The 26,024-nt window shown below is 73.2% G+C and carries 30 protein-coding genes; 8 read left to right on the forward strand and 22 right to left on the reverse strand.

Annotated features, from left to right (window positions below; all coding sequences use genetic code 11):
- Positions 1-6 precede the first annotated feature (6 nt).
- Both ACIGXJ_RS07255 and ACIGXJ_RS07260 read right to left on the reverse strand, forming a co-directional pair.
- On the reverse strand, positions 7-1,407 hold the full coding sequence (locus ACIGXJ_RS07255) for an NAD(P)/FAD-dependent oxidoreductase (RefSeq protein ID WP_399642308.1): 1,401 nt from the start codon (positions 1,405-1,407) through the stop codon (positions 7-9).
- Positions 1,400-2,548, reverse strand: coding sequence for an MAB_1171c family putative transporter (locus tag ACIGXJ_RS07260; protein WP_399642309.1), 1,149 nt, complete (start codon positions 2,546-2,548; stop codon positions 1,400-1,402). Before ACIGXJ_RS07260 ends, ACIGXJ_RS07255 begins: the two co-directional genes overlap by 8 nt.
- 802 nt (positions 2,549-3,350) lie before the next feature.
- Between ACIGXJ_RS07260 and ACIGXJ_RS07265 the strand changes: the two genes are divergently transcribed.
- Positions 3,351-4,241 (forward strand): SDR family oxidoreductase, encoded by an 891-nt coding sequence (locus tag ACIGXJ_RS07265; protein WP_399642311.1) that lies wholly within the window; start codon positions 3,351-3,353, stop codon positions 4,239-4,241.
- Between the two features lie 99 nt (positions 4,242-4,340).
- Here the strand turns inward: ACIGXJ_RS07265 and ACIGXJ_RS07270 are convergent, their stop codons facing one another.
- The 3 genes from ACIGXJ_RS07270 to ACIGXJ_RS07280 all read right to left on the reverse strand — a co-directional run bounded on the left by ACIGXJ_RS07270 (position 4,341) and on the right by ACIGXJ_RS07280 (position 7,679).
- Positions 4,341-5,864: a hypothetical protein gene (locus ACIGXJ_RS07270; RefSeq protein WP_399642312.1), complete on the reverse strand. Its 1,524-nt coding sequence runs from the start codon at positions 5,862-5,864 to the stop codon at positions 4,341-4,343.
- Positions 5,864-7,051 carry an FAD-dependent monooxygenase gene (locus tag ACIGXJ_RS07275; protein WP_399642313.1) on the reverse strand — a complete coding sequence of 396 codons (1,188 nt, stop codon included), beginning with the start codon at positions 7,049-7,051 and terminating at the stop codon, positions 5,864-5,866. Before ACIGXJ_RS07275 ends, ACIGXJ_RS07270 begins: the two co-directional genes overlap by 1 nt.
- Before the next feature lie 235 nt (positions 7,052-7,286).
- Positions 7,287-7,679, reverse strand: a complete 393-nt coding sequence (locus ACIGXJ_RS07280) for a nuclear transport factor 2 family protein (protein ID WP_399642314.1) — start codon at positions 7,677-7,679, stop codon at positions 7,287-7,289.
- Positions 7,680-7,868: 189 nt separating this feature from the next.
- Between ACIGXJ_RS07280 and ACIGXJ_RS07285 the strand changes: the two genes are divergently transcribed.
- The 3 genes from ACIGXJ_RS07285 to ACIGXJ_RS07295 all read left to right on the forward strand — a co-directional run bounded on the left by ACIGXJ_RS07285 (position 7,869) and on the right by ACIGXJ_RS07295 (position 10,484).
- On the forward strand, positions 7,869-8,369 hold the full coding sequence (locus ACIGXJ_RS07285) for a peptidylprolyl isomerase (RefSeq protein WP_399642315.1): 501 nt from the start codon (positions 7,869-7,871) through the stop codon (positions 8,367-8,369).
- Positions 8,370-8,454: 85 nt separating this feature from the next.
- A complete protein-coding gene (locus ACIGXJ_RS07290; RefSeq protein ID WP_399642316.1) occupies positions 8,455-9,387 on the forward strand; it encodes a helix-turn-helix domain-containing protein in 933 nt (310 codons plus the stop codon).
- Positions 9,388-9,635: 248 nt separating this feature from the next.
- The gene (locus ACIGXJ_RS07295; RefSeq protein ID WP_399642784.1) at positions 9,636-10,484 is read left to right on the forward strand and encodes a carbohydrate-binding protein; all 849 of its coding nucleotides are present in this window, start codon (positions 9,636-9,638) and stop codon (positions 10,482-10,484) included.
- 19 nt (positions 10,485-10,503) lie between these two features.
- On the opposite strand, the gene ACIGXJ_RS07300 is transcribed toward ACIGXJ_RS07295, so the two are convergent.
- The 11 genes from ACIGXJ_RS07300 to ACIGXJ_RS07350 all read right to left on the reverse strand — a co-directional run bounded on the left by ACIGXJ_RS07300 (position 10,504) and on the right by ACIGXJ_RS07350 (position 16,617).
- Complete coding sequence (locus ACIGXJ_RS07300; protein WP_399642317.1) at positions 10,504-10,896, reverse strand: gas vesicle protein K; 393 nt, start codon at positions 10,894-10,896, stop codon at positions 10,504-10,506.
- A complete protein-coding gene (locus ACIGXJ_RS07305) occupies positions 10,880-11,104 on the reverse strand; it encodes a gas vesicle protein (protein ID WP_399642785.1) in 225 nt (74 codons plus the stop codon). Before ACIGXJ_RS07305 ends, ACIGXJ_RS07300 begins: the two co-directional genes overlap by 17 nt.
- A 119-nt stretch (positions 11,105-11,223) precedes the next feature.
- Positions 11,224-12,018: a GvpL/GvpF family gas vesicle protein gene (locus ACIGXJ_RS07310; RefSeq protein ID WP_399642319.1), complete on the reverse strand. Its 795-nt coding sequence runs from the start codon at positions 12,016-12,018 to the stop codon at positions 11,224-11,226.
- Entirely contained in the window at positions 12,015-12,617 is a 603-nt protein-coding gene (gvpJ, locus tag ACIGXJ_RS07315; protein WP_399642321.1) for a gas vesicle protein GvpJ, read from the reverse strand. Before gvpJ (ACIGXJ_RS07315) ends, ACIGXJ_RS07310 begins: the two co-directional genes overlap by 4 nt.
- A 9-nt stretch (positions 12,618-12,626) precedes the next feature.
- Positions 12,627-13,388, reverse strand: coding sequence for a hypothetical protein (locus ACIGXJ_RS07320; protein ID WP_399642322.1), 762 nt, complete (start codon positions 13,386-13,388; stop codon positions 12,627-12,629).
- Positions 13,381-14,055 carry an ABC transporter substrate-binding protein gene (locus ACIGXJ_RS07325; protein ID WP_399642324.1) on the reverse strand — a complete coding sequence of 225 codons (675 nt, stop codon included), beginning with the start codon at positions 14,053-14,055 and terminating at the stop codon, positions 13,381-13,383. The genes ACIGXJ_RS07320 and ACIGXJ_RS07325 overlap by 8 nt, the downstream gene beginning before the upstream one ends.
- 45 nt (positions 14,056-14,100) lie before the next feature.
- Complete coding sequence (locus ACIGXJ_RS07330) at positions 14,101-14,355, reverse strand: gas vesicle protein GvpG (protein ID WP_399642326.1); 255 nt, start codon at positions 14,353-14,355, stop codon at positions 14,101-14,103.
- A gap of 32 nt (positions 14,356-14,387) precedes the next feature.
- Positions 14,388-15,101, reverse strand: a complete 714-nt coding sequence (locus tag ACIGXJ_RS07335) for a GvpL/GvpF family gas vesicle protein (protein ID WP_399642327.1) — start codon at positions 15,099-15,101, stop codon at positions 14,388-14,390.
- Between the two features lie 8 nt (positions 15,102-15,109).
- A complete protein-coding gene (gene gvpJ, locus ACIGXJ_RS07340) occupies positions 15,110-15,562 on the reverse strand; it encodes a gas vesicle protein GvpJ (RefSeq protein WP_399642329.1) in 453 nt (150 codons plus the stop codon).
- Positions 15,563-15,611: 49 nt separating this feature from the next.
- The gene (locus ACIGXJ_RS07345) at positions 15,612-15,950 is read right to left on the reverse strand and encodes a gas vesicle protein (RefSeq protein ID WP_399642331.1); all 339 of its coding nucleotides are present in this window, start codon (positions 15,948-15,950) and stop codon (positions 15,612-15,614) included.
- Between the two features lie 70 nt (positions 15,951-16,020).
- Positions 16,021-16,617 (reverse strand): TetR/AcrR family transcriptional regulator, encoded by a 597-nt coding sequence (locus tag ACIGXJ_RS07350; RefSeq protein ID WP_399642332.1) that lies wholly within the window; start codon positions 16,615-16,617, stop codon positions 16,021-16,023.
- A gap of 55 nt (positions 16,618-16,672) precedes the next feature.
- Between ACIGXJ_RS07350 and ACIGXJ_RS07355 the strand changes: the two genes are divergently transcribed.
- From ACIGXJ_RS07355 to ACIGXJ_RS07365, 3 genes are all read left to right on the forward strand, one after another.
- Complete coding sequence (locus tag ACIGXJ_RS07355; protein ID WP_399642333.1) at positions 16,673-17,701, forward strand: GNAT family N-acetyltransferase; 1,029 nt, start codon at positions 16,673-16,675, stop codon at positions 17,699-17,701.
- 444 nt (positions 17,702-18,145) lie between these two features.
- Positions 18,146-18,889, forward strand: coding sequence for a PP2C family protein-serine/threonine phosphatase (locus ACIGXJ_RS07360; protein WP_399642334.1), 744 nt, complete (start codon positions 18,146-18,148; stop codon positions 18,887-18,889).
- 28 nt (positions 18,890-18,917) lie between these two features.
- Positions 18,918-19,739 carry an inositol monophosphatase family protein gene (locus ACIGXJ_RS07365; RefSeq protein ID WP_399642336.1) on the forward strand — a complete coding sequence of 274 codons (822 nt, stop codon included), beginning with the start codon at positions 18,918-18,920 and terminating at the stop codon, positions 19,737-19,739.
- 56 nt (positions 19,740-19,795) lie between these two features.
- Here ACIGXJ_RS07365 and ACIGXJ_RS07370 read toward each other — a convergent pair whose 3' ends face one another.
- Both ACIGXJ_RS07370 and ACIGXJ_RS07375 read right to left on the reverse strand, forming a co-directional pair.
- Positions 19,796-19,990 (reverse strand): hypothetical protein, encoded by a 195-nt coding sequence (locus ACIGXJ_RS07370; protein ID WP_399642338.1) that lies wholly within the window; start codon positions 19,988-19,990, stop codon positions 19,796-19,798.
- A 9-nt stretch (positions 19,991-19,999) separates the two neighbouring features.
- Positions 20,000-20,716 carry a peptidoglycan-binding protein gene (locus tag ACIGXJ_RS07375; protein ID WP_399642340.1) on the reverse strand — a complete coding sequence of 239 codons (717 nt, stop codon included), beginning with the start codon at positions 20,714-20,716 and terminating at the stop codon, positions 20,000-20,002.
- Between the two features lie 311 nt (positions 20,717-21,027).
- On the opposite strand from ACIGXJ_RS07375, the gene ACIGXJ_RS07380 reads away from it, so the two are divergent.
- The gene (locus ACIGXJ_RS07380; RefSeq protein WP_399642342.1) at positions 21,028-21,783 is read left to right on the forward strand and encodes a BTAD domain-containing putative transcriptional regulator; all 756 of its coding nucleotides are present in this window, start codon (positions 21,028-21,030) and stop codon (positions 21,781-21,783) included.
- Positions 21,784-21,882: 99 nt separating this feature from the next.
- Here the strand turns inward: ACIGXJ_RS07380 and ACIGXJ_RS07385 are convergent, their stop codons facing one another.
- From ACIGXJ_RS07385 to ACIGXJ_RS07400, 4 genes are all read right to left on the reverse strand, one after another.
- Positions 21,883-23,097: a DUF2235 domain-containing protein gene (locus ACIGXJ_RS07385; RefSeq protein ID WP_399642344.1), complete on the reverse strand. Its 1,215-nt coding sequence runs from the start codon at positions 23,095-23,097 to the stop codon at positions 21,883-21,885.
- 311 nt (positions 23,098-23,408) lie between these two features.
- Entirely contained in the window at positions 23,409-23,861 is a 453-nt protein-coding gene (locus ACIGXJ_RS07390) for an iron chaperone (RefSeq protein ID WP_399642345.1), read from the reverse strand.
- 133 nt (positions 23,862-23,994) lie between these two features.
- On the reverse strand, positions 23,995-25,116 hold the full coding sequence (locus ACIGXJ_RS07395) for a GDSL-type esterase/lipase family protein (RefSeq protein WP_399642346.1): 1,122 nt from the start codon (positions 25,114-25,116) through the stop codon (positions 23,995-23,997).
- Positions 25,117-25,485: 369 nt separating this feature from the next.
- On the reverse strand, positions 25,486-26,004 hold the full coding sequence (locus ACIGXJ_RS07400; RefSeq protein ID WP_399642348.1) for a hypothetical protein: 519 nt from the start codon (positions 26,002-26,004) through the stop codon (positions 25,486-25,488).
- Positions 26,005-26,024 lie beyond the last annotated feature (20 nt).

Consider the following 26,024-nt stretch of genomic DNA (forward strand, 5'->3'; position numbering starts at 1 on the left):
CCCCGCTCACGGCCGGGCGCTCTGCCACTCCTCCGCCCGCAGCGGCGCCCGCGCCGGACGCGGCTGCCTCGGGCCGAGGAGCATGGGCCGCAGCATGTCCGCCGAGAACAGGCGGGTGGGCGGCTCGCTGAGGCTCATCACGTCCAGGAGGGCGTCGAGCGCGCGGGGGTTCCCGGCGGCGGTCTCCACGCAGCGGTCGACATAGCGGGCGAGGAGCCGTTCCGCGACGGTGGGCGCGGTGGCGCTGGCGCCGGGGTAGAAGACGTCCTGCCCGACGGCGAGATCCCAGGCGGCGCCGACCGGCCGGGCGGCGGCCCGCTGCAGACGCCGGGCCGTGCCGGGAGCGGTGATGTCACGGCCGCGCAGGGTGTCGCGTACGGCGAGGGCGCACTGCGCGGCGACGCTGAGCCCGTGCCCGTAGACCGGGTTGTAGCCCGCGACGGCGTCGCCGAGGACCACGAAGCCGTCCGGCCAGGCGGGCATCTTCTCGTAGTAGCGGCGCTGGTTGGCGGTGCTGCGGCTGGTGGCGACACCGCCGAGCGGCTCGGCGTCGCGCAGCAGGAGGCCGATGACGGGGTCGTCGAGCCCGAGGGCGAAGTCGATGAACTCCTCCGCGTCGGCGCTCGGTTCACCGCCCCGGCTGCCGGACAGGGTGACGATCCACTGCCCGTGCTCGATCGGCACGACGATGCCGCCCCGGCCCGGCGGTCTTGCCGGGTTGGCCTGCACGTTGACCAGCGGGAAGGCGGCCGACGTCGTACCGCCGGGCGCCTTGTACAGGCGTGTGGCGTAGCGGACGCCGGCGTCCACCTCACGCTCGGCGACCTGCGGCAGGCCGAGCCTGCGCAGCCAGTGCGGGGCGCGTGAGCCGCGGCCGGAGGCGTCCACGACCAGGTCGGCGCGCAGCGTCTCGTCCCGGTCGCCGGACCGGACGCGCAGTCCCGCCACGGCCGAGGCCGAGCCCGCCAGGCCGATCGCGGTGGTGTCCTCGCGCAGGGAGACGCGCGGATCGGCGAGGACCCGGGTGGTGAGGACGTGGTCCAACAGGGGCCGGGAGCACACCAGGTTGTGGTGCCGGGTGCTCGTGAAACGCCTGAACCAGACCTCGTTGGGGGCGCGGCTGACCAGGTCGCCCATGACGTGCACCAGTCGCGCACCCCGGTCCACGGCCTCGTCGACCACCCCGGGGAGCAGGGCGTCGAAGGCGGCCACTCCGCCGCTCCACAGCAGATGCGCGTGCAGCGCCTGGGGCACGCCACGGCGGGGCTCCGGGCCGTCGGGCAGGCGGTCCCGCTCGACGAGGGTGACGTCGGCGAACTCGGCGAGCGCGGCGGCCGCGAACAGGCCCGCCGCACCGGCGCCCACCACAACCGCCCTGGGACGGCGGCCTATCGGTCTTTCAGACATGAGAGGGGAGACTTTCTGTGCTCGTCCGCCGGCGGACGCTCTCGACGAGACGTGGCCGGTACAGGGCTCTGGCGATCGCGGTGAGATGGTCGGTGACCTCGCGGCCGATGTGCGCGGGCCGGCCGTCCGAGACCCGGGGTGCGCCGGCCGCGCAGGCGGTCAGGGCGTCGCGCAGGGCGATGACCCCGGCGACGCCCCGCGCGGTCGTCTCCCGGTGCCCGGCGGCGGCCACGTCGTACGCGCGGCGGTACAGCGCGTGGTCGAAGTGCGGTGCGAGCCGGAGCAGTCCGTCGTGGATCCGCTGCTGCCGTCTGACCAGCCGCAGGTCCAGGGGCGCGAAACGGCTGACACGGGCCTGCGCGGTCGACGGCCCCACCCGGCGGATGAGCCGCTCCAGCGGGCGCAGCACCCAGTAGGTGGCCTGCTCCCGCGGCCAGGTCTGCAGGAACGGCCCGAGCACGGGCAGGATGAACCCGGTCGCGACCAGGGTGGCGCCGAGAATAGCGAAGGGCGGCGCGGCCCGGGTGCTCAGGCCGTCCCAGTCCCGCCCGGTCCAACGGGCGCCCACCGCGAGGAGTTTGGTGATGTCGTAGCCCAGCCCGCAGGCGTACCCCGCCTGCAGGAACACCAGGCCCACCTTCAGCCGGCGTGCCCGGACCTTGCCGATCCACGTCCAGATCATCCACGCGGACACGAGCGTGGAGACCAGGTAACCGAGCAGATAGAGCACGATGTGCTCGCGCATCCAGGGGGTGCCGGCGTAGTAGGTGTCCAGGTCGTACACCCGCTCCACGGGCACGTCGGCCATCAGGAACGTGCCCCACAGCGCCACCACCACGGCGAGGTAGATCGCCCAGACCAGCCGGATCCGACGGCGCCGGCGCCCGGTCGGCTCCTCCCGCCAGGTGATGATCATGGTGAGGCAGGCGGCGCAGAAGAGCGTGAGCAGCGAGTACGACCACGGCGCCGCGAAGTTGGGGATGCCCGTCACCGTGTTGAGCCAGTGGATGCTGGTCGGCGCCACGCTCAGGAACACGGCCGACGCGAAGAGCAGGACCAGCCAGGTAGCGCGCGCGTTGGGGTCCTTCCAGGACCGCACGATCGTGGGCGACTTGAGCCCGAGACCGATCACGAGGAGCACGGTCGGCAGGGTGTACGGCGGACAGAGATCGCCGAGTCGCGTCAACGGTCGCCCCTGTCCGACGCCATCGCTCTGCCGGCCGGTCGGGCTCCCACGGCTCGCACCGCTATCGCTCCTGGACATGATCGGGGGACGTTGCGCCTCGCACCCTACGCGTCCCCCGACCGCCCCTCAACGGGCTGTTTCCCGCCGCGACGGCCGACTGCGCCGGACCCGCCGGGCTCGGCCTCCCCACGGTCCCGGTGCAGCACCCTGCTCGCGCGCGACGCGCGGGACCGGCTGCAGCGTCCACGGTGGGCACCTGCGGGCTGCTCGACCGTGGCGAGGACGGCGTCCCGGCCTTTCCCCTTTCCCCTTTTCCCTTTCCCCTTTCCTCTTTTCCCTTTCCCGACGACACCTTCCGGCCCCTCACTCCGCCGAACGCGGGCAACTGTCGGCGCCACTCGGCGAACTGCCGCGGGTCATGCCACTGACGGCGTAACGAAGCGCGTCGGTTTCACCCGGCTCGGCCAGGTCACCGCCCGCCGGGCCGGGAAGGGGGTGCCGCCGAAGCGCCCTGTGCGCCCACTCGGGCCGAGGGCGACCTCCCCGCGGGTCCCCAGGCGCCGGCCCGGCGGGCCTCGCCCGTCTCGTCACCACCCCCAGCGACGCGTCGCGGTCCGGTCGGCAGTGGGCGACGACCCGCCGGCCTGCGCAGAATGGCCGAGGCGGCCCGGTGGCGTGGCCGGCTGGTGCTTTTCGGTCGGCTCTCGGCGGGAACCCGGTCGCTGTCCGGACCCACCCCACAGGTCAGGAGGCCGAAGTGACCGATCCGCAGCACACGCAGCAGGACCCGACGACCCAGCACCCGCAGCCGGATTTCCCGGCGCAGGACCAGCCGCATCCCGGCTGGACGGGACCGATGGACCCGCCGCCCGACCACGGCGAGGAGACCTATCGTGGGTCCGGCCGCCTGGAGGGCCGCAAGACCGTCATCACCGGCGGCGACTCCGGGATCGGACGCGCGGTCGCGCTCGCCTACGCCCGCGAGGGCGCCGATGTGCTGTTCACCTACCTGGAGGACGAACAGGACGAGGCGCGCGAGACGTCCCGGCTCGTCGAGGACGCCGGACGCAAGGCGGTCGCCGTGGCCTGCGACATCCGCGAGGAGGACAACTGCCGGTCGCTGATCGAGCGGGCGGTCGCGGAGTTCGGGCGCATCGACGTCCTGGTGAACAACGCGGCCTATCAGATGTCCCAGCCGGACGGCATCGAGGCCATCTCGACCGAGCAGTTCGACCGGGTCATGCGTACCAACCTCTACGGGATGTTCTGGCTGACGAAGTTCGCCGTGCCGCACATCCCGGAGGGCGGCAGCGTCATCAACACCACCTCGGTGCAGGCCTACAAGCCGAGCCCGCATCTGCTGGACTACGCGACGACCAAGGGCGCGATCGTCACCTTCACCCAGGGACTGGCCCAGATGCTGGTCGACCGCGGCATCCGCGCCAACGCGGTCGCGCCGGGCCCGGTGTGGACGCCGCTGATCCCGGCGACCATGCCAGACACGGCCGAGTTCGGCAAGCAGAGCCCGATGGGCCGCCCGGCCCAGCCCGCCGAACTGGCCCCCTCGTACGTCTTCCTCGCCTCCCAGGAGGCCAGCTTCATCACCGGGGAGATCATGAACGTCACCGGCGGCACCCCGCTGCCGTGACCGTCACCCGGCGACGGTGACCGTGACCGGTGGCGCCCGGCTGCCGTGACCGTCATCGCCGTGACCGTGACCGGCGGCATCCCGCCGCCATGACCGCTGTCAGGCCCGCTCGGCGCACAGGTACGGGCGGGCCAGCAGCAGTCCCGAGGCCGTCAGGACGATGCCCAGGTACACCGGCGCCAGGTGGACGAAGTCGGTGTAGTGGATCAGGCCGTGCACCACGACGGCGGGGAGGAATCCGGCGGCCGCCGCGACGGCGAGGGTCCAGAACACCCAGGCCTCACCCCGGCGCCACCCCCACGCGCTGAGCAGCGTGATCGCGACGGCGGCGGACATCAGGGCGCCGCCGAAGCCCGCCCGGTCGTGCGCGACGAAGGGCACCAGCCGGGCGTTCACGGCCTGGAGCGTGTGCGGGTCGGTCCCGAGGAAGGTCAGGTCGGTGGGCACGAAGACACCGGTCAGCCCCACGGCCGAGATCACCGCCCCGCCGACGAAGAGGCCCGCTCCCGTGACGATCAGCAGCAGCTGGCCGGCCAGCGCCCGCCGCCGTTCCCGCTCCGGCCCCTCGGGCGCCAGCCGCCAGCGCGCCGTGTGCGGGGCGCGGCGGACCCCGGCCAGGAACATGGGGAAGAGCACCAGGGCGGTCGCCGTGTGCAACGGCTCCACGAAGCCGGTCACCAGGAAGTAGAAGAGGGTCGGGAAGCCGATCGCCCCCGACAGGAGGTACACCTCGCGCGCCCACCCCCAGCCGCGTCTGATCCCGCCCAGGGCCAGGCCCGTGTAGAGGGCGCCGATCGCCACCATGGTGCCCGCCATGGTGATGCGGTCGTGCTGGAGGAAGTGCACGAGGTGGTGGTTGGCGGCGTGCAGCTCGTGCAGCGTCATGCCGAGGTAGTCGCGGTCGTACCAGAGCAGCACCGGCCCCAGCGTGATCGCCGCCGCGCCCAGTCCGGCGCCCGTCATGCCGAGCCCGACCAGCAGCGCCCACCACCAGGCGGGCCAGCGGCGCGGGTCGCGGCCGATGTCGCGCAGCGCGGGAGCGGGCCGGGTGGGCGTCGCCGCCTCGACGACCCGGGCGAACCAGCCGGGACCCGCCTCGACGAGCACCCCCGGCCGGGCGAGCACCACGGCCTCCGGCCCCTCCAGGGCGGCCGCCGCGGCAGCGGGCGACGGGTCGTCGACCCGGACCAGCCGCGGATCGTCGTCACCGGTGAACCCGTCGACGTACGGCTTCAGCGCCGCCTCCGCCTCCGCGTCGCACGCCCCGACCACCAGCGGCAGCGAACGCCCCTCCGCCGCTTCTCGTACGGTGTCCACGTCGGCGGCCGTGACCGGCGCGACCTCGACGACACCCGCACCCAGCGGGGGCATCGCGCGCACCACGTCATGGGCGAGCGAGGGCGGGACGGATATGCCGAGCCGCACCCGGACGGGCACCCCCGCCACCTCTCCGGCGAGCCGCTCGGGCGGATGGCGGTGGCCGAACCCGCGGGCGATCAGCCGGGCACCGGCCGGGCGGGAGCCGATCGAGGACAGCAGCCGCAGTGCGGTGCGCTGCGCCCGGCGTTCGCCGAGGACGGCGGCGGCCGCGCCGCGCAGCGGGTGGTACGTCCAGTCCGGCATCAGGGGCTCTCGTTCTCCGTCTCGGTCGCCGGCGCGCCCGGCGGGGTCCAGCTCAGCACCGGTGTCATGGAGCGCAGGGTCGCCCGTACCGGCGTCAGCCGCGCGGCCGTGTCGCGCAGCAGTACCGCAGGCGGCCAGGCCAGCTGTCCGACGGCGCCGAGTCTCGCGGACCGGCGCACCACGGCCTGGGTCCTGGGCCGGCGCAGCGCGTCGTACGACCGGAGCGCGGCGGCCGGGTCGCCGGTCTCGTCCAGGCAGTGCGCGAGCGTGACCGCGTCCTCCAGGGCCTGGCACGCGCCCTGGCCGAGGTTGGGGGTCATGGCGTGCGCCGCGTCGCCCAGCAGCGCGACCCGGCCGCGGACGAAGGTGCGCAGCGGCGGAAGGTCGTACAGGTCGTGGCGGAGTACGGCGTCGGCCGGGACGGCGGCCAGCAGGGCGGGAACCGGGTCGGGCCAGTCGCCGAACCGGCGCAGCAGCTCGGCGTACTCGGCCGCGGGGGAGCCGAGGGCGCTCGCGGGCGGCAGTGACGCGGTGGCGAAGCAGTACATCCGCCGGCCCGGCAGCACCGTGTACCCGAACCGCTCCCCGTTGCCCCAGGTCGCCGCGCCCTCGGCGGGCGGCTCGTCGAGCGGCTCGGTCACCATGCGCCAGGCCGGGTATCCGGCGTAGCGGGGGCCGGCCGCCTCGGGCCACAGGGCGCCGCGGACCGCGCTGTGCAGCCCGTCGGCGCCGACCACCAGATCCGGCCGGGACTCGCCGCCCCGGTGCTCGACGACCGGTCCGTGCCCGTCGTCGCGGACGGCGAGGACTTCGCTGCCCGGACGCAGACTGTCCGCGGGCAGCGCCTCGGCGAGCACCCGCAGCAGATCGGCGCGGTGCAGCACCACCAGGGGATGCCCGAAGCGACGCGCCAGCTCGGCGTTGTCCGTGCGCGACAGCCAGCGGCCCCGCAGGTCGCGTACGCCGCCCGCGGTCTCCACGGCGCCCAGGTCCCGCACGGCGCCGGCCAGGCCGAGCGCGTCGAGCGCGGCCAGCGCGTTGGGCCACAGGGAGATGCCGGCGCCGATCTCCGTGAAGCGCTCGGCGCGCTCCAGCACTTCGACCCGCCAGCCCCGGCGCTGCAGGGCGACGGCCGCCGCGAGCCCGCCGATCCCACCGCCGACGACGGTCGCGTAACGCTTCGGCATGGGTGGGTCCTCGCTGGGGTTCTCGGTGCGGCCGCCCGGCCGCGCGGCGCCTCATAGCAGCATGCCGACACGCCTCTGTCAAAGCTGACCTGCGCAAAGAGCGGATCGGAGCCGGAAGTCGCCGCACTATCCTCCGAGTTGACGAGAGGGGCCGCAACCCAGCTCCGGAGTGACGATCCGGGAGTTCCCGTTCGGCGAGGGCCCCGGCCGCGGCCCGACCGCCGTCAGGGCGCCCTCAGGCCTCCGTCGCCTCGCGGGCTATCCGCTCGAACTGGGCCCCCATCGCCTCGGACAGCGCCTTGGCGGCCGACAGCGGGCGGACCATCACGGTGAGGTCGTCGATCTTCCCCTCCTCGTCGAAGTGGAGGAAGTCGCAGCCCTGGATCTGCTTGCCGTCCACGGTGGCGGTGAACACCAGGGCGTGGTCATCGCCGTCCGGGTCGCCGATCTCGCGGACGTAGGTGAAGTCCTCGAAGACACGCATCACGCCGCGCAGGATCGCCGCGGTGATCGCCTTGCCGGGGTACGGCTTGAACGCCACCGGGCTGGTGAAGACGACGTCGTCGGCGAGCAGCGCCTCGATGGCGGCGGCGTCACGGGCCTCGACGGCCTTGCGGAACGGGTTCATGGGCTCTCCGGGATCGATCTCGATACTCAAAAAGTTGAGTAGGTGACGTGGAGGATACGCGGCGCCGGTCCGCACCACCAGACCCTCCGGCGGGTGGAACGGACGGACCGGACGGGCGGGCCGTCGGGAGGGGCGACGGCACGTGCGTGACAAGATGTTCCGGTTGTTCCCGCGAGAAAGGCGCGCACCATGTCCAGGGTCGAACTGACCACCAACTTCGGCCGTATCGTCCTCGAGCTCGCCGACGCCGAGGCGCCGAAGACCGTCGAGAACTTCCTGACGTACGTCCGCAACGGGCACTACGACGGAACGATCTTCCACCGGGTGATCGACGGCTTCATGGTCCAGGGAGGTGGCTTCACCGCGGAGATGGCGCAGAAGCCCACCCTGGCCCCGATCCAGAACGAGGCCGACAACGGCCTGAAGAACACCGCGTACACCGTGGCGATGGCGCGCACCGGCGACCCGCACTCCGCGACCGCCCAGTTCTTCATCAACGTCTCGGACAACGAGTTCCTCAACCACTCGTCGAAGGACATGCGCGGCTGGGGCTACGCCGTCTTCGGCAAGGTGACCGAGGGTCAGGACGTCGTCGACCAGATCAAGGCCGTCCGCACCGGCACCTCCCGCGGCCACCAGGACGTGCCCACGCAGCCCGTCGTCATCGAGTCCGCCAAGGTCCTGGACTGACGCGAAGGGACGTTCCCGAGGACGCACGCGCGTGGCATCGTGACTCCCGCCCGACTGGTCTGTACCTGTCGAAGCGGGAGAGCCGATGCGCGCAACCACCGTCCCACCGGGAACCCCCTGCCCGGCGCCCTCGCCCGGGGACGTGCCGCTGCACCGCCTGGAAGTGGCCGGACCCGGGGCCGCGCCCTTCGCAGCGGGGTCGTTCGAGGCGGTGGGGCCGCTGTCCCGGGCGGACCATCCGCACCGGCACACGTTCTACGAGATCGTCCACGTCACCGGCGGCTCCGGCACCCACGTCGTCGATCTGGCCCGCCTGCCGGTCCGGCCCCCGCAGCTGACGGTGATCCGGCCCGGACAGGTGCACCACTGGGAGGGCGGCCGCCGACTCGACGGCACGCTCGTCCTGTTCACCGACGACTTCCTCGTCGACCACCCGGGCGACCGCGAGGTGCTGCGCCGGCTCGGCGGACTCTGCCGGCTCGCGCCGGACGCGGCGGAGGACGAGCGTCTGCGGCGGCTCATGGCCGAGCTGGTGGGGGAGTACCGGGAGCGGGCCGAGGGCTATGAGAGCGTCCTGCGCTCCCTGCTGCACGTGCTCGTCGTACGGCTGTCCCGGCTCCCGGGCCGCCCCGGCACCCTCCCCCCGCCCGGCGGCCGGCAGGCGGCCCTGGCCGAGTCCTTCGCCCGGCTGATCGCCGGCCCTGAGGCGGCCGGCCGGACCGTGGGCGAGTGCGCCGACCGGCTCGGCGTCACCCCCGGCTACCTCACCCAGGCCGTCCGCGCAGCCACCGGCCGCAGCCCCGGCCGACTGCTCATCGAGGCGCGCGTGTACCACGCCCAACAGCTCCTCGCCCACACCGAGCTGACGGTGCGACAGGTCGCCGCGCGTACCGGGTTCGCCGACCCCGCCTACTTCGGCCGCTTCTTCCGCCGTGAGACCGGCGTCAGCCCCGGGGCCTTCCGAAAACACCACAGCCGCCACGATCCGTCCCTCGAAGCCACGCCGCCGCCCGCCTAGGTTCGTTGCCGATCCGACGCCCCCCACGAGGAGCAGGCATGGACAGCGAGACGAACAAGACGGCCGAGACGAACAAGACGGCCGAGACGAACAAGACGGCCGAGACGAACCCGGCGGCCGAGACGGGCAACACGGCAGACACCGGCAGGACGGCGGACCCCGGCAAGGCGGCCGCGAGCGGCAGGACGGCGGACACCGGCAAGGCGGCGGACCCCGGCAAGGCGGCCGCGAACGGCAGGACGGCAGGAATGAGCAGGGAGCCCGGGACGAGCGGGGCGGCCGGCCCGAACCCACCGCGGCTCGTCCCCCGCAAGGCCGTGCTGCGCGCCGCGCTCGCCACCACCGCGGCGCTGCCCGTCGCCCTGCTCGGCGCCCCGGCCCTGGCCCGCGCACTGGCCTCGACCGGCACCGCACCGGCGCTCACCCCGCCCTGCGACGACGGCGACGACCCGACGCCGCCGCAGACCGAGGGCCCCTACTTCAAACCCCGCTCGCCCCAGCGCGCCAGCCTGCTGGAGGCGGGCATGCCCGGCATACGCCTGACGGTGACCGGCTACGTCTTCGGCCTGGCCTGCCGCCCGATCGCCGGCGTCCTGCTGGACTTCTGGCAGGCCGACGACAACGGCGCCTACGACAACACCGGATTCCGGCTGCGCGGCCACCAGTACACCGACACGCGGGGCGCGTTCACGCTCACCACGATCGTGCCGGGCCTCTACCCCGGCCGCACCCGGCACCTGCACGTCAAGGTGCAGGCCCCGAACCGGCCCGTCCTCACGACACAGCTGTATTTCCCGAACGAACCCCGCAACAGCACCGACACGATCTTCGACCCGCGCCTGGTGATGACCGTGCGCGACAGCGGCGGGAGCCGGGAGGCGTCCTTCGACTTCGTCCTCGACGTCCCCCAGACCCCCGGACCCGGCCCCACCCCCACGGACACCCCGCCGCCCGGCGGCACCTGGACCGTCGGAGCCACCTACCGCGCGGGCGACCGCGTCACCTACGCGGCCCGCGCCTACCTGTGTCTGCAGACGCACACCGCCCAGCCCGGCTGGGAGCCCCCGAACGTCCCCGCGCTGTGGCGGGCCGCCTGACACCGGCACCCCCGGACACCTACGGCGGGAGCAGCGGCCCCAGCGGCCCCAGGTCGAGGTTGAGGTCCTCCAGACGGAGCCCGTAGCGATCGCACAGCTCCGTCATCCGGTCGTGGAGGATCATCAGCGTCAGCCCGAGCCGCTCCTCCTGCTCCTCGGTCAGCCCGCCCTCGTCGACCCGGCGCAGCGCCTGCCGCTCCATCAGCTGGCGCAGCAGTTCCACGACGGTCAGCACCAGCCTGATCAGGTCCTGCTCGACGGTGTCCGGATCGGTCCGCAGCCGGTGCGCCGCGTCCCGGCCCGAGGAGGGCGGGACGTCGTCCGGACGGGCCGGCAGCAGCGCGAACGCCCGGGCCGCGGCCTCGGTCACTTCCCGCAGCCGGTCCGGGCCGGTGTCATCCGGGGAGTTCACGCCGGTCACCGTGTCCCGTCCCCGACGCGGGCGGGAACGGAGTCCAGGACTCCTCCGCCCGCTCCCGGACGGCCACCACGAGCGCCCGGAGCGACACCCGGACGAGGTCGATGTCGGCGACGGAGATCACGAGGTCACCGGTGAGCACCACGCCCCCGCTGAGCAGCCGGTCGAGCAGATCGATGAGCGCCACCTGCGCCCCCGCCACCGGCCGGTCGTCGTACCCGTCGTGGCCGCCGTGCCGGCCGTGCCCGCCGTACTCGCCCGATCCGCCGTACGCTCCGAATCCGCCGTACTCGCCCGATCCGCCGTGCCCGCCGCGCCCGGTCACCGCTCGCCGCTCCCCTCCTGCTGACCCGTGAACGAGTACGGCGCCCACGGCCCGGTGACCTCCACGCGTACGCCCGCAAGACCGTCGGCGGCGCTCAGCATCCGCTCGCGGAACTCCTCGGCCAGAGCGCGCGGCACCAGATAGGCGTCGTTGGCGATGTTCTCGCCGGGCGTCCGGGCCAGGGCACCCTGCTGCGGGCGGTGCCGCACCCGCTCCGTGGCCAGGTCGCGGGCCAGCTCCGCCGTGAGGCGTACGGCCCGCTCCGCGGCACGCCGCGTGTCGTCCCGCGCCTGCCGCTCCTGCCTGCGGCGGCGAAGGTAGGCCCGCCCGGAGTCCGGGGCGCCGGTGTCACCGACCGGGACCACGGCCGGTGCCTCGGCCGGGACCTCTGCATAGACCTTGACCCCCCACTCGACGTGGTCCGCGAGCCGGTCGAGCAGCGCCAGGAAGGGCTCCTCGCGCTCCCGCAGCATCCGCGCGACACGGGGTTCGTCCAGATAGACGGTGGCCAGCCGCAGCGGAAGGACCGTGGTCCGCGCGGCCAGCGTCTCGATGACGAGGTGGTGGGCCCGGGCCGTCGCCTCCAGCCACGCGAGGTCCTCCAGGCGCACCTTCAGCGCCTCCTGCGAGAACTCCTCCTCAGGCACCGCGCTGACCGCCGCGGCCAGCGGGCCCGCACGGACCACGCCGACCGGCGCCGACGCCACCCCGCGCACCTCGCCCGGCAGCGGAGCGTCGGGGGCGTCGGACGCCCGCAGGACGGCGTAGGCGTAGGTGAGCGTCCCGTTCACGAGGTGCCGTCCCTGTTCCGCTCCCTGTTCCGCTCCCTGTTCCGCTCGCCGTTCCGCTCCTCGCTCCGCTCCCCGTTCCGCTCCTCGCTCCGCTCCCCGTTCCGCTCCTCGCTCCGCTCCCCGTTCCGGTTCTCGTTCCGATCCTCGTCGTCCTCGGCCGCCTTCCGGCGCGGGCGCCGCGGCTTCGTACGGGGCTCGTGCTCGGGATCACGCGGCCGGGAGCGGACCCGCGACTCGCGCGGGGGCACTTCGGCGGGGGAGCGTGCGGCCAGCTCGCGCAGTTCCCTCACCTCCGCGCGCAGCCGTTCGTTCTCCTCCTGGAGGCTGGGGCGGTGGTCGGCACGGGAGGACAGGGCGGGATCGTGCTCCCACCAGTCGATGCCCATCTCCTTCGCCTTGTCCACCGAGGCCACCAGCAGCCTGATCTTGACGGTGAGCAGTTCGATGTCCAGCAGATTGATCTTGATGTCGCCGACTATGACGATGCCTTTGTCGAGCACGCGCTCGAGGATGTCGGCGAGATTGGCGCCGGACGACTGCTGACCGTACGGGGACAGCGGCTGCATCGGCGTACGGCCGGCGGGGCGGGGCTCGGTCACGGCAGGGCCCTAACTGTCGTCGTGGGGGTCGTCGCGTTCCTGGTTCGTGCCGTCCTCGTGTCCCTCCTGTCCCTGGTGGTCCTCGCGCTCGTCCTGGTCCTCGTGCTCTTCTCGGTCCTCGTCGTCCCGCATCATCACGAAGGTGCGGTAGCGCTTGAGGTCCCTGCGGGCGCGGCGGCTCTGGACGCGCAGGAGGGTCTCGGCACGCTCGACCGGTCCCTTGGGGATGTAGCGCAGGACGAGCAGCACCTTGGTGAGGCTCTCGCCCAGGGGGTGGAAGGTGACGACGCCCTTGGCGACGGCGTGGTCCACCTCGGACGTCCACGCGATCCGCTCGCGCGGGACCTCCTCCGTGACGGCGCCCTCGCCGCGCTGGATGCCCGTGGCGGACTGGCCGGACTCCTGGAACCGCCGCCACCCGTCGTACGCGTCGGGCACCGGGACCCCCACATCGATGTCCTCGATGATGATCAGGCCCTTGGCCCGCTGCAGCACGGTCTCCTTGGCGTGGGCGGCGGTGTCCTTGGCCTGCGCGGCCGCCCTGGACGTCACGGTCGCGCCGGACGGCAGACGTCCGCGCAGCGCCCGGCCGCGCTGCGCCACATCGCCGGCCAGCGCGCGGGGTCCGAGGGGCTTCTCGCTCAGCCGGCGCGCGCTGCTTCCCAGCCGCTGGCCCATGCCCGCCAGCGCCGACTGGATGCGGGCCTCGATGTATTTCTCGAGCTCCTGCCGCAGCCGGTCGGTGCCCTGCGGTGCCTTGTGCTCAGCCATCGCCCGACCGCCTCGGCCGGGAGGATGTGCCGCCGCGCGAGCGGCTCGGGGAGGCGGCCGTCTTCTTGGCCGACTTCCCGCCCTTGGCGCCCGACCGCGCCGTCGTGCTCCGCCCGCCGGCCGGCTTCCGGGCTTCCTTGGACTTGCTGCCGTCCCCGTCCTTCGCCTTCTCCCCTTCGTCGCTCTCGTCGCTCTCGTCGGCGTCGGCCCCGCCCTCCTCGTCCTGGTCCTCGGCCTGCTCCTCGCCCTTGCTCTTCCCGCCCTTGTCCTCCTCGTGCCCCTCGTCCGCGTCCTTCCCCGCCGTGTCCTGCTCGTCGCCGTCCTGCTCGTCCACGTCCGCCTCGTCCCTGTCCTGCTCCGAGTCGGACGAGACCTTCGACTGCCGGCGCAGACCGGTGGTGCGGGCGTGCAGGGCGTCGGCGAGGCTGTCGGCCTTCGCCGTCAGGAGGGAGGAGGCAGCCGCCTTGCCCGCTCCGGTCAGCTCCGAGCGCACCTGCTTGCTGATGTCCTTCACGACCGGCGACTGCTGGAGGGTCTTGCCGATCTGGTCGGGCTTGATCCGTGATCCGGCCAGCAACGCGCCGAGGCTCAGGGCAAGCTTGGCCTTCTTCGTGCGGCCCAGCAGATAGCCGCCCACCAGAGCCGTACCGATCTTGGCGTTGTCCATGGCCTGTTCCTCTTCCTCAGCGTTCTCGGGCCGTCGCGGCCCCACCTACTGGACTCCGCGCCGCATTCGGTAGTCCCGGATCTCCTCCAGCCGCTTCAGGAGCGCCTTTTCGCGCCGGGTGAACTCCTCGTCGTCGATGTCGCCCTCCGAAAGCGCCTGCTCCAGCTTCACGAGCTGTTCCTGCACCGGGCCGGGGTCGTAGTACTCGTCCTCGGCGGTGCGCACCACCTTGTCGAGGACCCAGGCGATACCCCGCACCGGTGTGGCCGGCAGCGTCAGGATCCCGGTGATCAGTCCCATGTCCGCTCCTCGCGCATGGCCCTTCTCCCGCCTCACACGAAGCTGTAGGGCGCCAGCGGGCCGCGCAGCCGCACCTCGGCCGCCTCGCCGTAGCGCTCGCTCAGTTCCTGGCCGGTCCGGGCGAACTCGTCGTAGCGCTCCTCGTCCACCAGGAAGGAGGAGTTCACGAAGTACTGACCGGACGGCGGCGACGTCTGCTCGGCCAGCGCGAGCGGCCGCAGCACGGCGAGGATCTCCTCGGCCAGCGCCTGCTCGCGGCGCTGCACGCCCTCGGCCAGCAGCTGCCCGAGGGCCACACGGTCCTCGTAGGTGCCGGCGCCCTTCCGGGTGCGCTCGTTGAGCTCACGGGCCTGCCGGTTGTCCTGCAGCTCGGCCCCCACCAGCGCGTCCTCCTGGGCGACTCCCTTGACGTTGAACTCGCCGCGCCCGGTGAGCTCGTCGAGCCGCTGCGCCATCTGCGGCCCCCGCTCCTCCAGCACGGCGCGTACGGCGTCGTCGTCCTCGGCGGTGAAGCCGAAGCTGAGCGGCAGTACGGGGCCGTCGGCCCACAGGCGCTGCCCGACCTCGTGGTGGGCCTGCAGATCCTGCCGGGAGACGGACAGGTCCGCCGGGGACTCACTGACGACGGCGCACAGCGAGTCGCCGGGCACGACGCGGACCTCCGCGGGCGGGTCGCCCACGCCGGTGACGTCGTCCAGGCGCAGCGGATGTGACGCCTTGGTGATCGCGTACACGTACACGGACATCGGCTCGCTCACTCCTCCCGGTCCCGGCTGCGCTCACGGTCCCGGCTGCGGCTGCCCGAGCTCCGTTCGCGTCTGGGCTCCGGCTCGCGCTCGGCCTCCTCGCGCCCCTTCTGGAGGGACTCGGTGACCGCCTGGACCGCGCCGGACAGCGCTCCCTTGCTCTTGCCCTGGGCACCCTTCTCGGTGACGCCCTCCACGACATCGGTCAGCTGGGCCGGTGCCTTGCGGCCCGCCTCCAGGTCCAGGCGGTTGGCGGCTTCGGCGAAGCGCAGATACGTGTCCACGCTGGCGACCACCACACGGGCGTCGACCTTCACGATCTCGATGCCCACCAGGGAGATCCGGGCGAACACGTCGATGACCAGGCCCCGGTCTAGGACCAGTTCCAGTACGTCGTAGAGGTTGCCCGATCCGCCCCCGGATGCCGGAGGCCCGGCATTGCCTTGCGGCACCACGCTCACGTCGTCTTCCCTTCCTGTGAAGGGTCGAGCCGAGCCGTCGTGGCCGTGTCTAGCTCTTGTCCGCCCTGTCGATCTGGGACCGCGTGTAGCGGCGCCCGCGCTCGTAGGCCAGCAGCTTCCCCGTGGGGTCCAGGACCACCTGGTAGCTGGCCATGATGCTGCTCGTCTCAGGGATGCGTTCGAGTTCCACGACCTCGACTTCGGCTTCCCAGCCCTGTTCGGTCGGCCTCAGCGAGGAAACCGACTCCGGAGCCCTGCCCAGCAACTGGCTGAGCTGGTCGATGGCGCCACGCATGGCTTCGGGAGCGGACACGCGCTCCTCGGTGGGGGAGTCCTGCCCTGCCTCGTCGTCCCGTGCCCTGCGGGGCTTGTCGTCGTTCGTGATCATTCACCTTCTTAGGTCTTCTCTCCCATAACCCCGCAAATCGGATCCATAAACCACTGCGGCGACGGAAGCGTCAGGCGGACCGCGTCAGCGAGGCGAGGAAATCGTCCAGGAGGGCGGTCTGTACGTCCCCGGAGAAGCGGTCCGGGTCGAAGAGCGCCTGGACGACCAGGCCATGGGTGAAGGCGACGACGGCCGCCGCGAGCCGCTCGGGCCCGGCCTCGGCGGGCAGCTCACCGAGATCTTGCGCGGCTTTCAGGTGCGGGGCCAGCGCCGAGCGCAGCCGGGCGTAGCGGGCGGCCTGTGCCGCGGTCAGGTCGCCGTCGGCGAGGGAGAGGTCCCAGGAGCTGACCCAGATGCGGTTGCGGGCGGTGTCGTCCGGGGTCAGCGGCAGGATGTCCAGGAGCATGGCGCGGACGGTGGCCAGGCCGGGGGCGGGATGCGCCCGGCGCGGCCGCTGCGCGGTGTTCCTCTCCAGCAGGTCCAGCGCGTGCGTGATCAGGGCCCGTTTCGTCGGGAAGTAGTGCATCAGCATCCCCGTCGACACGCCCATCCCGGCGGCGACGGCGCGCAGGGTCAGCCCGCCGAACCCCTTGTCGGCGAGGACCCGCCACACCGCCTCGGACACGTCCTTGCGGCGGGCTTCACGGTCACCAGGTGCGGGCGGCATGCTGTCAGCCTACGTACCGAACGCTTGTTACGCACCCGAGAGAGCGAGGCTCCCCATGTTCAATCTGCCGCTGGACGACCGTGCGGACCTGCACCCCCTGGAGCCCTGGCAGGCGCCGGAGTTCCTGGCCCACATGGACCGCGCCCGGGACGGGGTCGACCCGTGGATACCGTGGGCGAGCCTCAGCACCGACCTGGCGTCCGCCACGGCCACCCTCCAGCGCTACGCCGACCGGCTGGCCGAGGACAGCGGCCGCGTCTACGGCATCCGGCTCGACGGCACGCTCGTCGGCGGTGTCATGTTCACCCGCTTCGACAGCGCCTCCGGAGTGTGCGAGGTCGGCTGCTGGGCGGAGCCGGCGGGGGAGGGGCGGGGGCTGGTGACTCGGGCCTGCCGGGCGCTGATCGACTGGGCGTTCCGCGAGCGCGGGATGAGCCGGGTCGAATGGTGGGTCGCCTCGGGCAACGCCCGCAGCATCGCCGTCGCCCGCCGGCTCGGCATGACCCGCGAAGGCGTCCTGCGGCGGCGCTACCCGCACCGCGGTGAGCGGCAGGACAGCGAGGTGTGGTCGGTGCTGGCGGAGGAGTGGCCGCCCGCGGGGGACGGGTCCGGCGGCGGGGCACGGCCGGCGGCGTCCGCGGACCGGGCACAGCCGGCTCCCGACGGACAGGAGGCCACCGTCGCCGTCCGCGTCGAACTCGACCGGCTGATGGGCGAGTTCGTCGGCGCCTTCACCAACACCGGCGGCAGACGGCCCGACCTCGGCGTCCTCCGCGACCTGTTCGTCCCGCAGGGCAGGATCATCGCGAACGTCGGCCCCGAGCCGGTGATCTACGACCTCGACGCGTTCATCGAGCCCCGGCAGAAGATGCTCACCGACGGCACCCTCACCGAGTTCTCCGAACGGGAGGTCTCCGCGCGCACGGAGATCTTCGGCTCGGTCGCCCACCGGTTCAGCGAATACCGCAAGTCCGGCTACCACAACGGCACTTGGTTCGAGGGCTCCGGCTGCAAGACCACCCAGTTCCTGCGCACTCCGGAGGGCTGGCGGATGGCCTCACTCGCCTGGGACGACACGCCCTGACCGAGGCCCGCCGCCTCGTCGAGCGCAATCCCCGCACACCGGCGCGCAACCTCACCCTCGTCTCCTCACGTCCCGGAGTCGTGACCTCCACAGCACCGCCCGACCGGCCCCCCCTGCGGACACGCCTACCGGTACAGCGGCCGACCCGGACCTGCGCAGCGCCACCGACCGTGAGCCGGCGGCCACCGGCCGACACGGCGGACCCGGCGGGCGCGGGGGCGGCCTGTCCCGCCGCAGAGCCGGGCAGGTGCTGGACAGCGGCTCGGACCGGGGCGCCGCACAAGGTCGCTGACGGAGTCTCACCCGGACCTCCCCGCCGTACGCGACCGCCCGCGTCACGGTGAGGAGGCATGGGCCGGGCCATGTGCCGTCCAGCGGTTTCGCGATGACCACGCGCTCGGTGGCGCGCAGGAGGACAATGGTGAGGGAGAGGCAGGCAGCCACGTGTCCTATACAGCAGTGACCGCTCTGAGCCACACCGGACTGGTCCGCGACCACAACGAGGACAGCCTCGTCGTCGGGCCGTGGACCCTGTGCGGCACCGTGACCGAGAGCCCCCAGACCCTCGCCTTCCCCCGGGCCCGCCCCCTGCTGGTGGCGGTCGCCGACGGCCTCGGCGGGCACCCGGGCGGCGAGGTCGCGAGCGGCCTGGTCGTCAACCGGCTGGCCGCGCTCGGCCCCACGCTCACCGACGAGGACCGCCTCGGCCGTGCCCTGGACGGCTGCAACACTGAGCTGTTCGAGGCGTCCGGGAGCCATCCCGAGCTGGCCACCATGGGCACCACCGTCGCCGGAGTGCTGGTCCTGGCGGACAGCCTGCTCGTGTTCAACGTCGGCGACAGCAAGGTCTACCGCCAGGACGAGGACGGCCTGCGCCAGGTCAGCGTCGACGACAGCCCGCCGCCGGCTCCCGGCCGGCGCACCACCTCCGCTGTCACCCAGACCCTCGGCGGCAGCCGCGGTCTCACGCCCGTCACCCCGCACCTCGACCGCAGCGGCCTCGCCCCCGGCGGCCGCTACCTGATCTGCAGCGACGGTCTGACCGACCCCGTCCCCGACGACGACATCGCCCGCATCCTGGAGGAACCCGAGGACGGTGTCGCCGCCTTCGCCCTGTGGCGCGCCGCGATCGAGGCGGGCGGCCCCGACAACATCACCCTCGCCCTGGTCCGCGTCCACGACACCTGACCTTCGGTCCCCCGGCTATCCTCCGGCCATGATCGATTCCAGTGCGGGCACCGACGACGCCGAGGTCGCCATAGCCGCCGTCCGGGCCGGCGCGGACGTCGTGCGGAGCATGTACGGCGGGCGCCTCGGCCGTATCGACAAGGGGGCGGGCGACTTCGCCACCACCGCCGACGTGGAGGCGGAGCGGGCCGTCCTCGACGTCCTGCGGGCCGCCCGGCCCGACGACGCGGTCCTCGGTGAGGAGAGCGGCCGGCAGGGCCTGGCAGGGGCCGCACGGCAGTGGCTCGTCGACCCGTTGTGCGGCACGCTCAACTACGCCGCCGGCGGCATGCTGGTCGCCGTCAACGTGGCGCTGCGCGACGGGGCCGCCGCCGTGGCCGACCCGTTCACCGGCGAGGTCTTCTGCACCGACGGCACCCGTGCCTGGCTCAGGGCCGGCGGCACGGACGTCCCGCTGACGCCCACCTCCGCCACCCGGCTCGTCGACGTCAACCTCGACCCGCCGTTCCCCGGCGCCCCCGCCTTCCGGGCCGTGGACCTGCTGGCCCACCCCGGCTTCGTCGAACGCTTCCGCCCCCGGGTCCTCTCCACGAGCCTCGCCCTCGTCTGGGTAGCCGCCGGCAGGCGCGCCGCCTACGTCACCGACGGCGACGACACCCTGTCCGGCAGCGTCCACTTCGCCGCGGGCATCGCCCTGTGCCGGGCGGCGGGCTGCGTGGTCACCGGCCTCGACGGCACCCCGCTCGAAGAGGGCGGCCGCGGCCTGGTGGCGGCGGCCGACACCAGGACGCACGAAACGCTGCTGTCCCTGATCGCGGCCCTCAGGAGCGGTCTGCCGCAGGTGAGTTGACCGGCTCGCTCCGTGCCGCCGACCGGTGGGGCGCCAGCCCGGGGGAGCCCGCCGGTTCAGCAACTAGGCTTCGTCACATCGCCGTACGACCAGGTGGAACCCTTCGACATCTCGAAGTGCATGCTGAAGAACTCGAAGGTGACCTTGTGCCCCGGCACGGGCGAGGGCACCCGCCCCTCGGCCGGCCGCCGGGGCGCCGGCCGCGCCGCCTCGTTGCGCTTGCCGAAGCGGACGTTCGCCAGAGCGACCATGACGGACTCCTAGTAGGGATGGGGAGCCCGGTGCGGATCGGCCTGCTGGACGCGGGCGGCGAAGTTCGAGCCGGACCGGTTGACGTGATAGCGGTCGCGTACGTAGTTGACCGTCGCGCACATACAGGCGACGACGTCGTACGGCGTGGTCGCGGTGCCCGCCTGGTGGTAGGCGGCGAACGTCGTGGGGATGCACTGTGTGGCGCCCCGGGAGCAGTTCCGCGGATGTCCGTCGGACACGATGGGGCCGTGCGCGTTGGAGTCCGTCTTGTTCACCCGGTGCTTCGGATGATTGAAGGTGGACTCGCGCTTGGCGATCGTGGTGAGAGCCGGGACCCCGAACTTCTGTTCCATCCCGGTCAGTTCGCACGCCTTGCGCGCGTAGCGCCGCATCGCCGCCTCCCCGGAGTCGTCACCGGGGTCGCGGTAGGTGACCTGGGCGAGGGACAGCCTCCCGCCACGGCCGGCCGGCACCCGTCCGCAGTCGACCGTGAAGCCGGTGAGGCGGCCGAGGGCGGTCAGTGACGTGCAGCCGGGTATGCCGTCGGCGTCGGCGCCCTTGAAGCCCTGCGCGAGCTGCTCGGCCCGGTAGGCGGCCTTGGTCTGCTCACCGAACAGGCCGGTCGGCCCGTCGGGGATCTTGCGGCCCCGTTTGATCAGGGCCTTCTGCACGGTGCGCACGTCCTCGTTGCGCTTGCCGAAGCGGACGTTGGCCAGAGCGACCATGACGGACTCCCAGCGGACGATGTCGCGTACGAAATTACGGAACCGGCGTCAGCGCGGCGTCACCACGCCGTCAACACCGCCGTGGCGCCCCGCTCGACCACGTCGTCATCGCCGCCCCGGCGACCCGCTCGGCCATGTCGTCATCGTCCCCGCCGCGTTCCGCTTGACGAAGTTGCACGTGGTGCACACCGGGCCGAGACTGGTGGTGGCACGCCCCGTCGGAGCATGCGGCATCCCCACCGGCCGGTAGGGGCGCGCCCACGCGGCACGCTGTGCGTGAGGCGGTCAAGGTGGTCCCTGCTCCTCCCCGCTTGCGACTCCTCGGCCAGTTCCGCCTGGAACTGGGCACCGAGCCGGTCGAACTGTGCCGCAACGGCCAGCGCCTCCTCGCCTTCATGGGCCTGCGGCAGCGCGTGTCCCGCACCGTCCTCGCCGGCACCCTGTGGCCCGAGGTCACCGAAGGACACGCCCGCGGCAGCCTCCGCACCACGCTGTGGAAGCTGCCGCGCGCCGAGCCGCCCCTGGTCCGCTGCCGCGGGGACATGCTGCTGGTCACCCCCGCCCTGCACGTGGACGTCCACGACCTCACCCGGACCGCGCTCGCCGTCGTCCAGGGCACCGGCCCCGCGCTCGACGCCCTGCCCCCGCCGGACCTGCTCACCGGGGAGGACCTGCTGCCGGGCTGGGACGAGGACTGGGTGCTGCTGGAGCGCGAGCGCCTGCGGCAACTACGGCTGCACGCGCTCGACACGCTGGCCGACGCCCTGGTACGGCAGGACAGACCCGCCCTGGCGATGGAGGCGGCCTGGGCGAGCGTACGGGCGGAGCCGCTGCGCGAGAGCGCGCACCGGGCCGTCGTGTCGGCGCACCTCGCCGAGGGCAACATCGGCGAGGCCCTGCGCCACTACGAGGCGTTCCGCCGGCTGCTGGAGGAGGAACTCGGCGTCGAACCCTCGCCCCGCTTCGCCCGGATGCTTCCCGAGCGGACCGGACCGCGCCGGACGTCCGAGGCCCCGGGGGGCGGGAAGACCGCACCGGGTACAGGGGCGTTCACGTTCGGAGCCTGACCGGGCGGGCCCCGCCCGGCCCCGTCCAGACCGTCGGCGGGGCTCCAGCCCGTCGGCGGGGCTCCAGCCCGTCGGCGGGCCGGCCGGTGCCGCCTCGGCTCACGGGGTGCCGTCGTGCGGCCGGCTCGCCTTCGGCGCGTCCGCCACCGCGGGGCCCGGCTCCGCGCCCGGCAGGGGCGGCAGGCCCGCGGCGAGGCCCGGCAGCAGCACGGGCTCCAGCCGGACCCGCTCCTGGGCGCCCAGATACCGCTCCAGCTCGGGAGGCCGGTAGGCGGCGTCGCGGTCGTAGCGCTCCTTGGCCGGCACCGCGAGGAACTCGTTGCCGTCGGGCTCGCCCCGCTCGTTCACCGCCGCCCCGATCGGCCGGTGCAGCGGCTTGGCCAGCCGGTACATCTTCGTCCGCGAGTCGTGCAGAGTGCCCGAACCGTCCGGCCGCACCCGGAAGTCGGTGCTCACGTCCGGCTTCATCACCCGCGGTCCGGCCTCGCTGAGCACCTCGTCGTCGAAGACGAGGCCGTAGCGGCGGGCCTGGTCCACCATCCACAGCAGCGCGATGTCGGACAGCCCCGCCTCCTTGTAGCCGCCGCCGACATCGCAGTGCACCCCGGCGAACCACACCTGCTTCAGCTCCTGGCCCTGCTCGGCCGCGCCCGGCATCTGGTGCCACAGGGCCGGCCGGAACGCCGAGCGCTGCTCGTCGACGGCCAGCGCGTGGAACGCCGCGTTCACCCAGCTGCTCAAGTCCGTGTTGTGGAACGCCCAGCGGTGGTTGAACCGGTTCACGGCCGGCTGGAGCCAGGGCCGGCCCGGCATCGGGACGCCGAGCGAGCCCACCGTGTCCCACACGCCGATGAAGCGGATCTCCGTCTCACGCGCGTAGGAGCGGCGGAACAGCGTGGCGGCCGCGCCGTTGGGCTGCTCGATACGGTCCCGGTACAGGGACCAGGCCTGCGGCATCCGGTCGGCGTGGTCCCGGCGCAGGATGCCGCTGTTGCGCACCAGCCCGGCCAGGCTGCGCGCGGTGAACGCGCCCCGGCTGAAGCCGAACAGGAACAGCTCGTCGCCGGGCTCGTACGTCTCCACCAGGAAGCGGTAGGCGTCGGCGGTGTTCCGTGACAGGCCCATCCCGAACGCGCCGCCGCGCAGCCGCTCGCTCCGGCCGGTGCCGACCCCGCTGTGGTAGTAGACCCGTTGTTCCTTCCCGGCGGACGTCCCCGGCCGCACGGACAGCGCGACCTTGGCGACGTTCGTCTTGCTGGGTTGGTCGGCGAAGTTCCATGTGCCGTCGCAACAGACGACCAGACGCTTGGCCATGACCATCCCTCCTCGCGAGGGAGCCGAGGGAGTGGAGCGGCGCACCACGCCCCGGGCGTACAGCACTCGGGCGCACGGCACCACTCCCATGCTGGCACCGGCCGACGGTCCCCGCCACGCGAGAACGACCGTGCCCGCCCGGGCCGTCGGCGCCGCGACGGTGTGGCACATGTCGACATACCGACAGGAGCGGCGCGTTGCGGCGAGCACGCCGCGCCCGCACGCCGCGCCCGCACGCCGCGCCTGCCGCAGTACTCGGCGCGGCGAACGGCGAGGCCGCCGAGTTGCCGTGGCGACGGCCCCGCCGGGCCTCAGCCGGCCGCGCGCTCGACCAGTGCGGCGATGCGCGCCTCCACCTCGGGCGTCACCTCGGTGAGAGCGAAGGCGGTCGCCCACATCGGCCCGTCGTCCAGCTGGGCCGGGTCGTTGAACCCGAGCGTGGCGTAGCGCGCCTTGAACTTCGCCGCGCTCTGGAAGAAGCAGACGACCTTGCCGTCCAGGGCGTACGCGGGCATGCCGTACCACAGCTTCGGCGCGAGGGCCGGGGCGGTGGCGGTGACCACGGCGTGGACGCGCTCGGCCAGGACACGGTCCGACTCCGGCATCTCGGCGATCTTCGCGAGGACGTCCCGGGCCGCCTCGGCCGCCTTGTCCGCCTTGGAGGTGCGGCGCGCGGCCTTCTTCATCTCCTGGGCGTGCTCCTTCATCGCGGCCCGCTCCTCGGCCGAGAAACCCTCGTAGGCGGTGTCGTCGGTGCTGGTCATGATGGTCCCCTGCCGTCCTGGTCCACGATCGGTCCGGTACGCCCCCGGTGGGGGCGACCGCTGTGCGCACAGCCTCTCCCGGCCGGGGTACGGACCGCATCCGTGGTCACCACGGAAACCACCACGGGGCGCCCTACGACAGGGTGGTGAGGTACATCCCGGACGCCCCGGACCCCGGCGTGTTGCGGCAGCCGCGGTGGCCGCCCGGCGTCGCCGCGTAGGCGAGGGCGAGGCAACGGCCCTGGCCCTGCTGGCCGTAGTGGTTGGGGTGCATGGACTCCTGGACGGGGCCCTGGGTGCCGTCGCTGTCGATCCAGCGGGCCCACTCGCTGGAGGTGGCGGACGGCGGCTGCGTGGCGGTCACCAGCCGGCTCGCCGTGGCGCAGACCTCGCGGCCCTGGAGCATGTCGCGCAGGTCGAGGAACTCCACGCCCTTGGCGGTCGCCACCTGCCGCAGCCGGCCCGCGATCTGCGGGACGAGCGAGTCGCGCGCCCAGTCGGAGTCCTTGTTCCAGAACGGGCAGCCGCCGGTGCTGACCCGGGACCAGCCGCTCTCGCCGTAGCGGTTCTCGGCGGCCCGCGGGATCGGGGACGGGTAGGACTGGAGGATGATCCGGTACGACGAGGAGCCGTAACCGGCCGCGCTCATCACCGCGCGGACCTCGTCGATGCTCTTGCCGACGTTCGCCGTCACGGCGTCGATCTTCGAGTCCACGACCTGCTGCTGGTCGTCGTGGCAGTACGAGTACCAGATCATGTAGTCCGTCGCGCAGGTCTCGATGATCGAGGCGAAGCCCAGGTCGTTGCCGCCGACGGACAGGGCGACGGCCTTGACGTCGTACTGGGCGGCGACGGCGGCGAGCTGGTCGGCCTGCGGGGCCTCGCCCTTGTAGGGCCGGCCGCCGGAGGCCGCGCGGAAGACGTTGGCCGTGGTCGCGCCGGAGCAGGCGAGGTCGACCAGCGCCTGGACGCCGGTGCCGGTGGCGCTCTTGACCTCGGCGGAGTCGGAGCGGTGACAGCCGTTGACGGCGGTGGGGCCGTACACGAGCGTCGGGTCGTAGGTGCTGCCGGTCCAGGCCCGGTCGGTTCCGTCGCGGCTGCCGGCGTTGTTCAGGCTGTTGCCGCGCCAGCGCCCCGCTTCACCCGAGATGTAGCTGTCGCCGAGCGAGACGATGGCGGTGGGGCCGTTCCCGGGACTCGCGGAGGCTGCCGGGGCGGCGCCCAGCCCGGCGCCGAGCAGCACCGCGGCGGTCACGGCGGTGAGGATCCGTCTGTGGAGGCGAGGGGAACGGCGGGGTGATCCGGACACGGCGAACTCCGTTGTTCGGCCATTCCGCAGGAGCGAGGTCCGGACACACGGAAGCATCGCTCCGAGCGGGGTGGCGGAGAGTGAGGGTTGCGCCGCCGGCCGGTGGCAGGCAGGAATGTGACACGCCGCGCCTTGTTACCGCTAGGTAGCGGAAGGCTGTTCTTCGCCATGTGATCGTTCTGTTTTCCGCGTCACGGCAGAGCGGAATTGGGACGTCGGGTCCAGGGCGGAGGCGCCGACGGTCTGTTCACCGGACCCATCGGCCAAATCCTCAGCGAAGTACTCAACCGGCCCTGATCCAGGCGGGCTGAGCCGCTACGCCTTCTTCGTTTCGGGGTTCACGGCGTCGAAGACGAGCACTTTCCGGTCGAGGTCGGCGTGGAAGGCCGCCGGGTACAGGCCGCCGGTGACGGCACGGGTGAAGCCGGCGCTCGTCCGCCAGCGGGCGCCGGCCGGCACCTCTGGTCGCAGGCCCTCCGGCAGCGCCGGCTGTGCGGGCGCGTCCTGCCAGGTGTAGGTGTCGCGCAGTCGTGCCGCGTCCACGGCGGTGAGCCGGACCACCCCGGCCATCCGGACGTCCGTGGGGCCCGGCACGGCCGGCCGGCCGTGGTTCTGGCCGAGGACCTCGCCCAGCCAGACGCTGGACGTGAAGTCCCCGAACTCGGGGAAGCGGGCCCGTACCGGCTCCTCGTCCCTGCGCAGGCCGGGGGCGGCCGGGGAGGCTGCGGCGCCCACGGGCTGCGGCTGCCCCGCGCAGCCGGTCAGCACCAGTGCGGCCACGGCGATCCCGCCGGCCAGGAGTCCGCCCCGCCATCGGCTCGTGCCGCCGTGCATGGTCCCCCCACCGGCCGGAT

This window comes from Streptomyces sp. NPDC053367 (assembly GCF_044545925.1).
Taxonomy (GTDB): Bacteria; Actinomycetota; Actinomycetes; order Streptomycetales; family Streptomycetaceae; genus Streptomyces.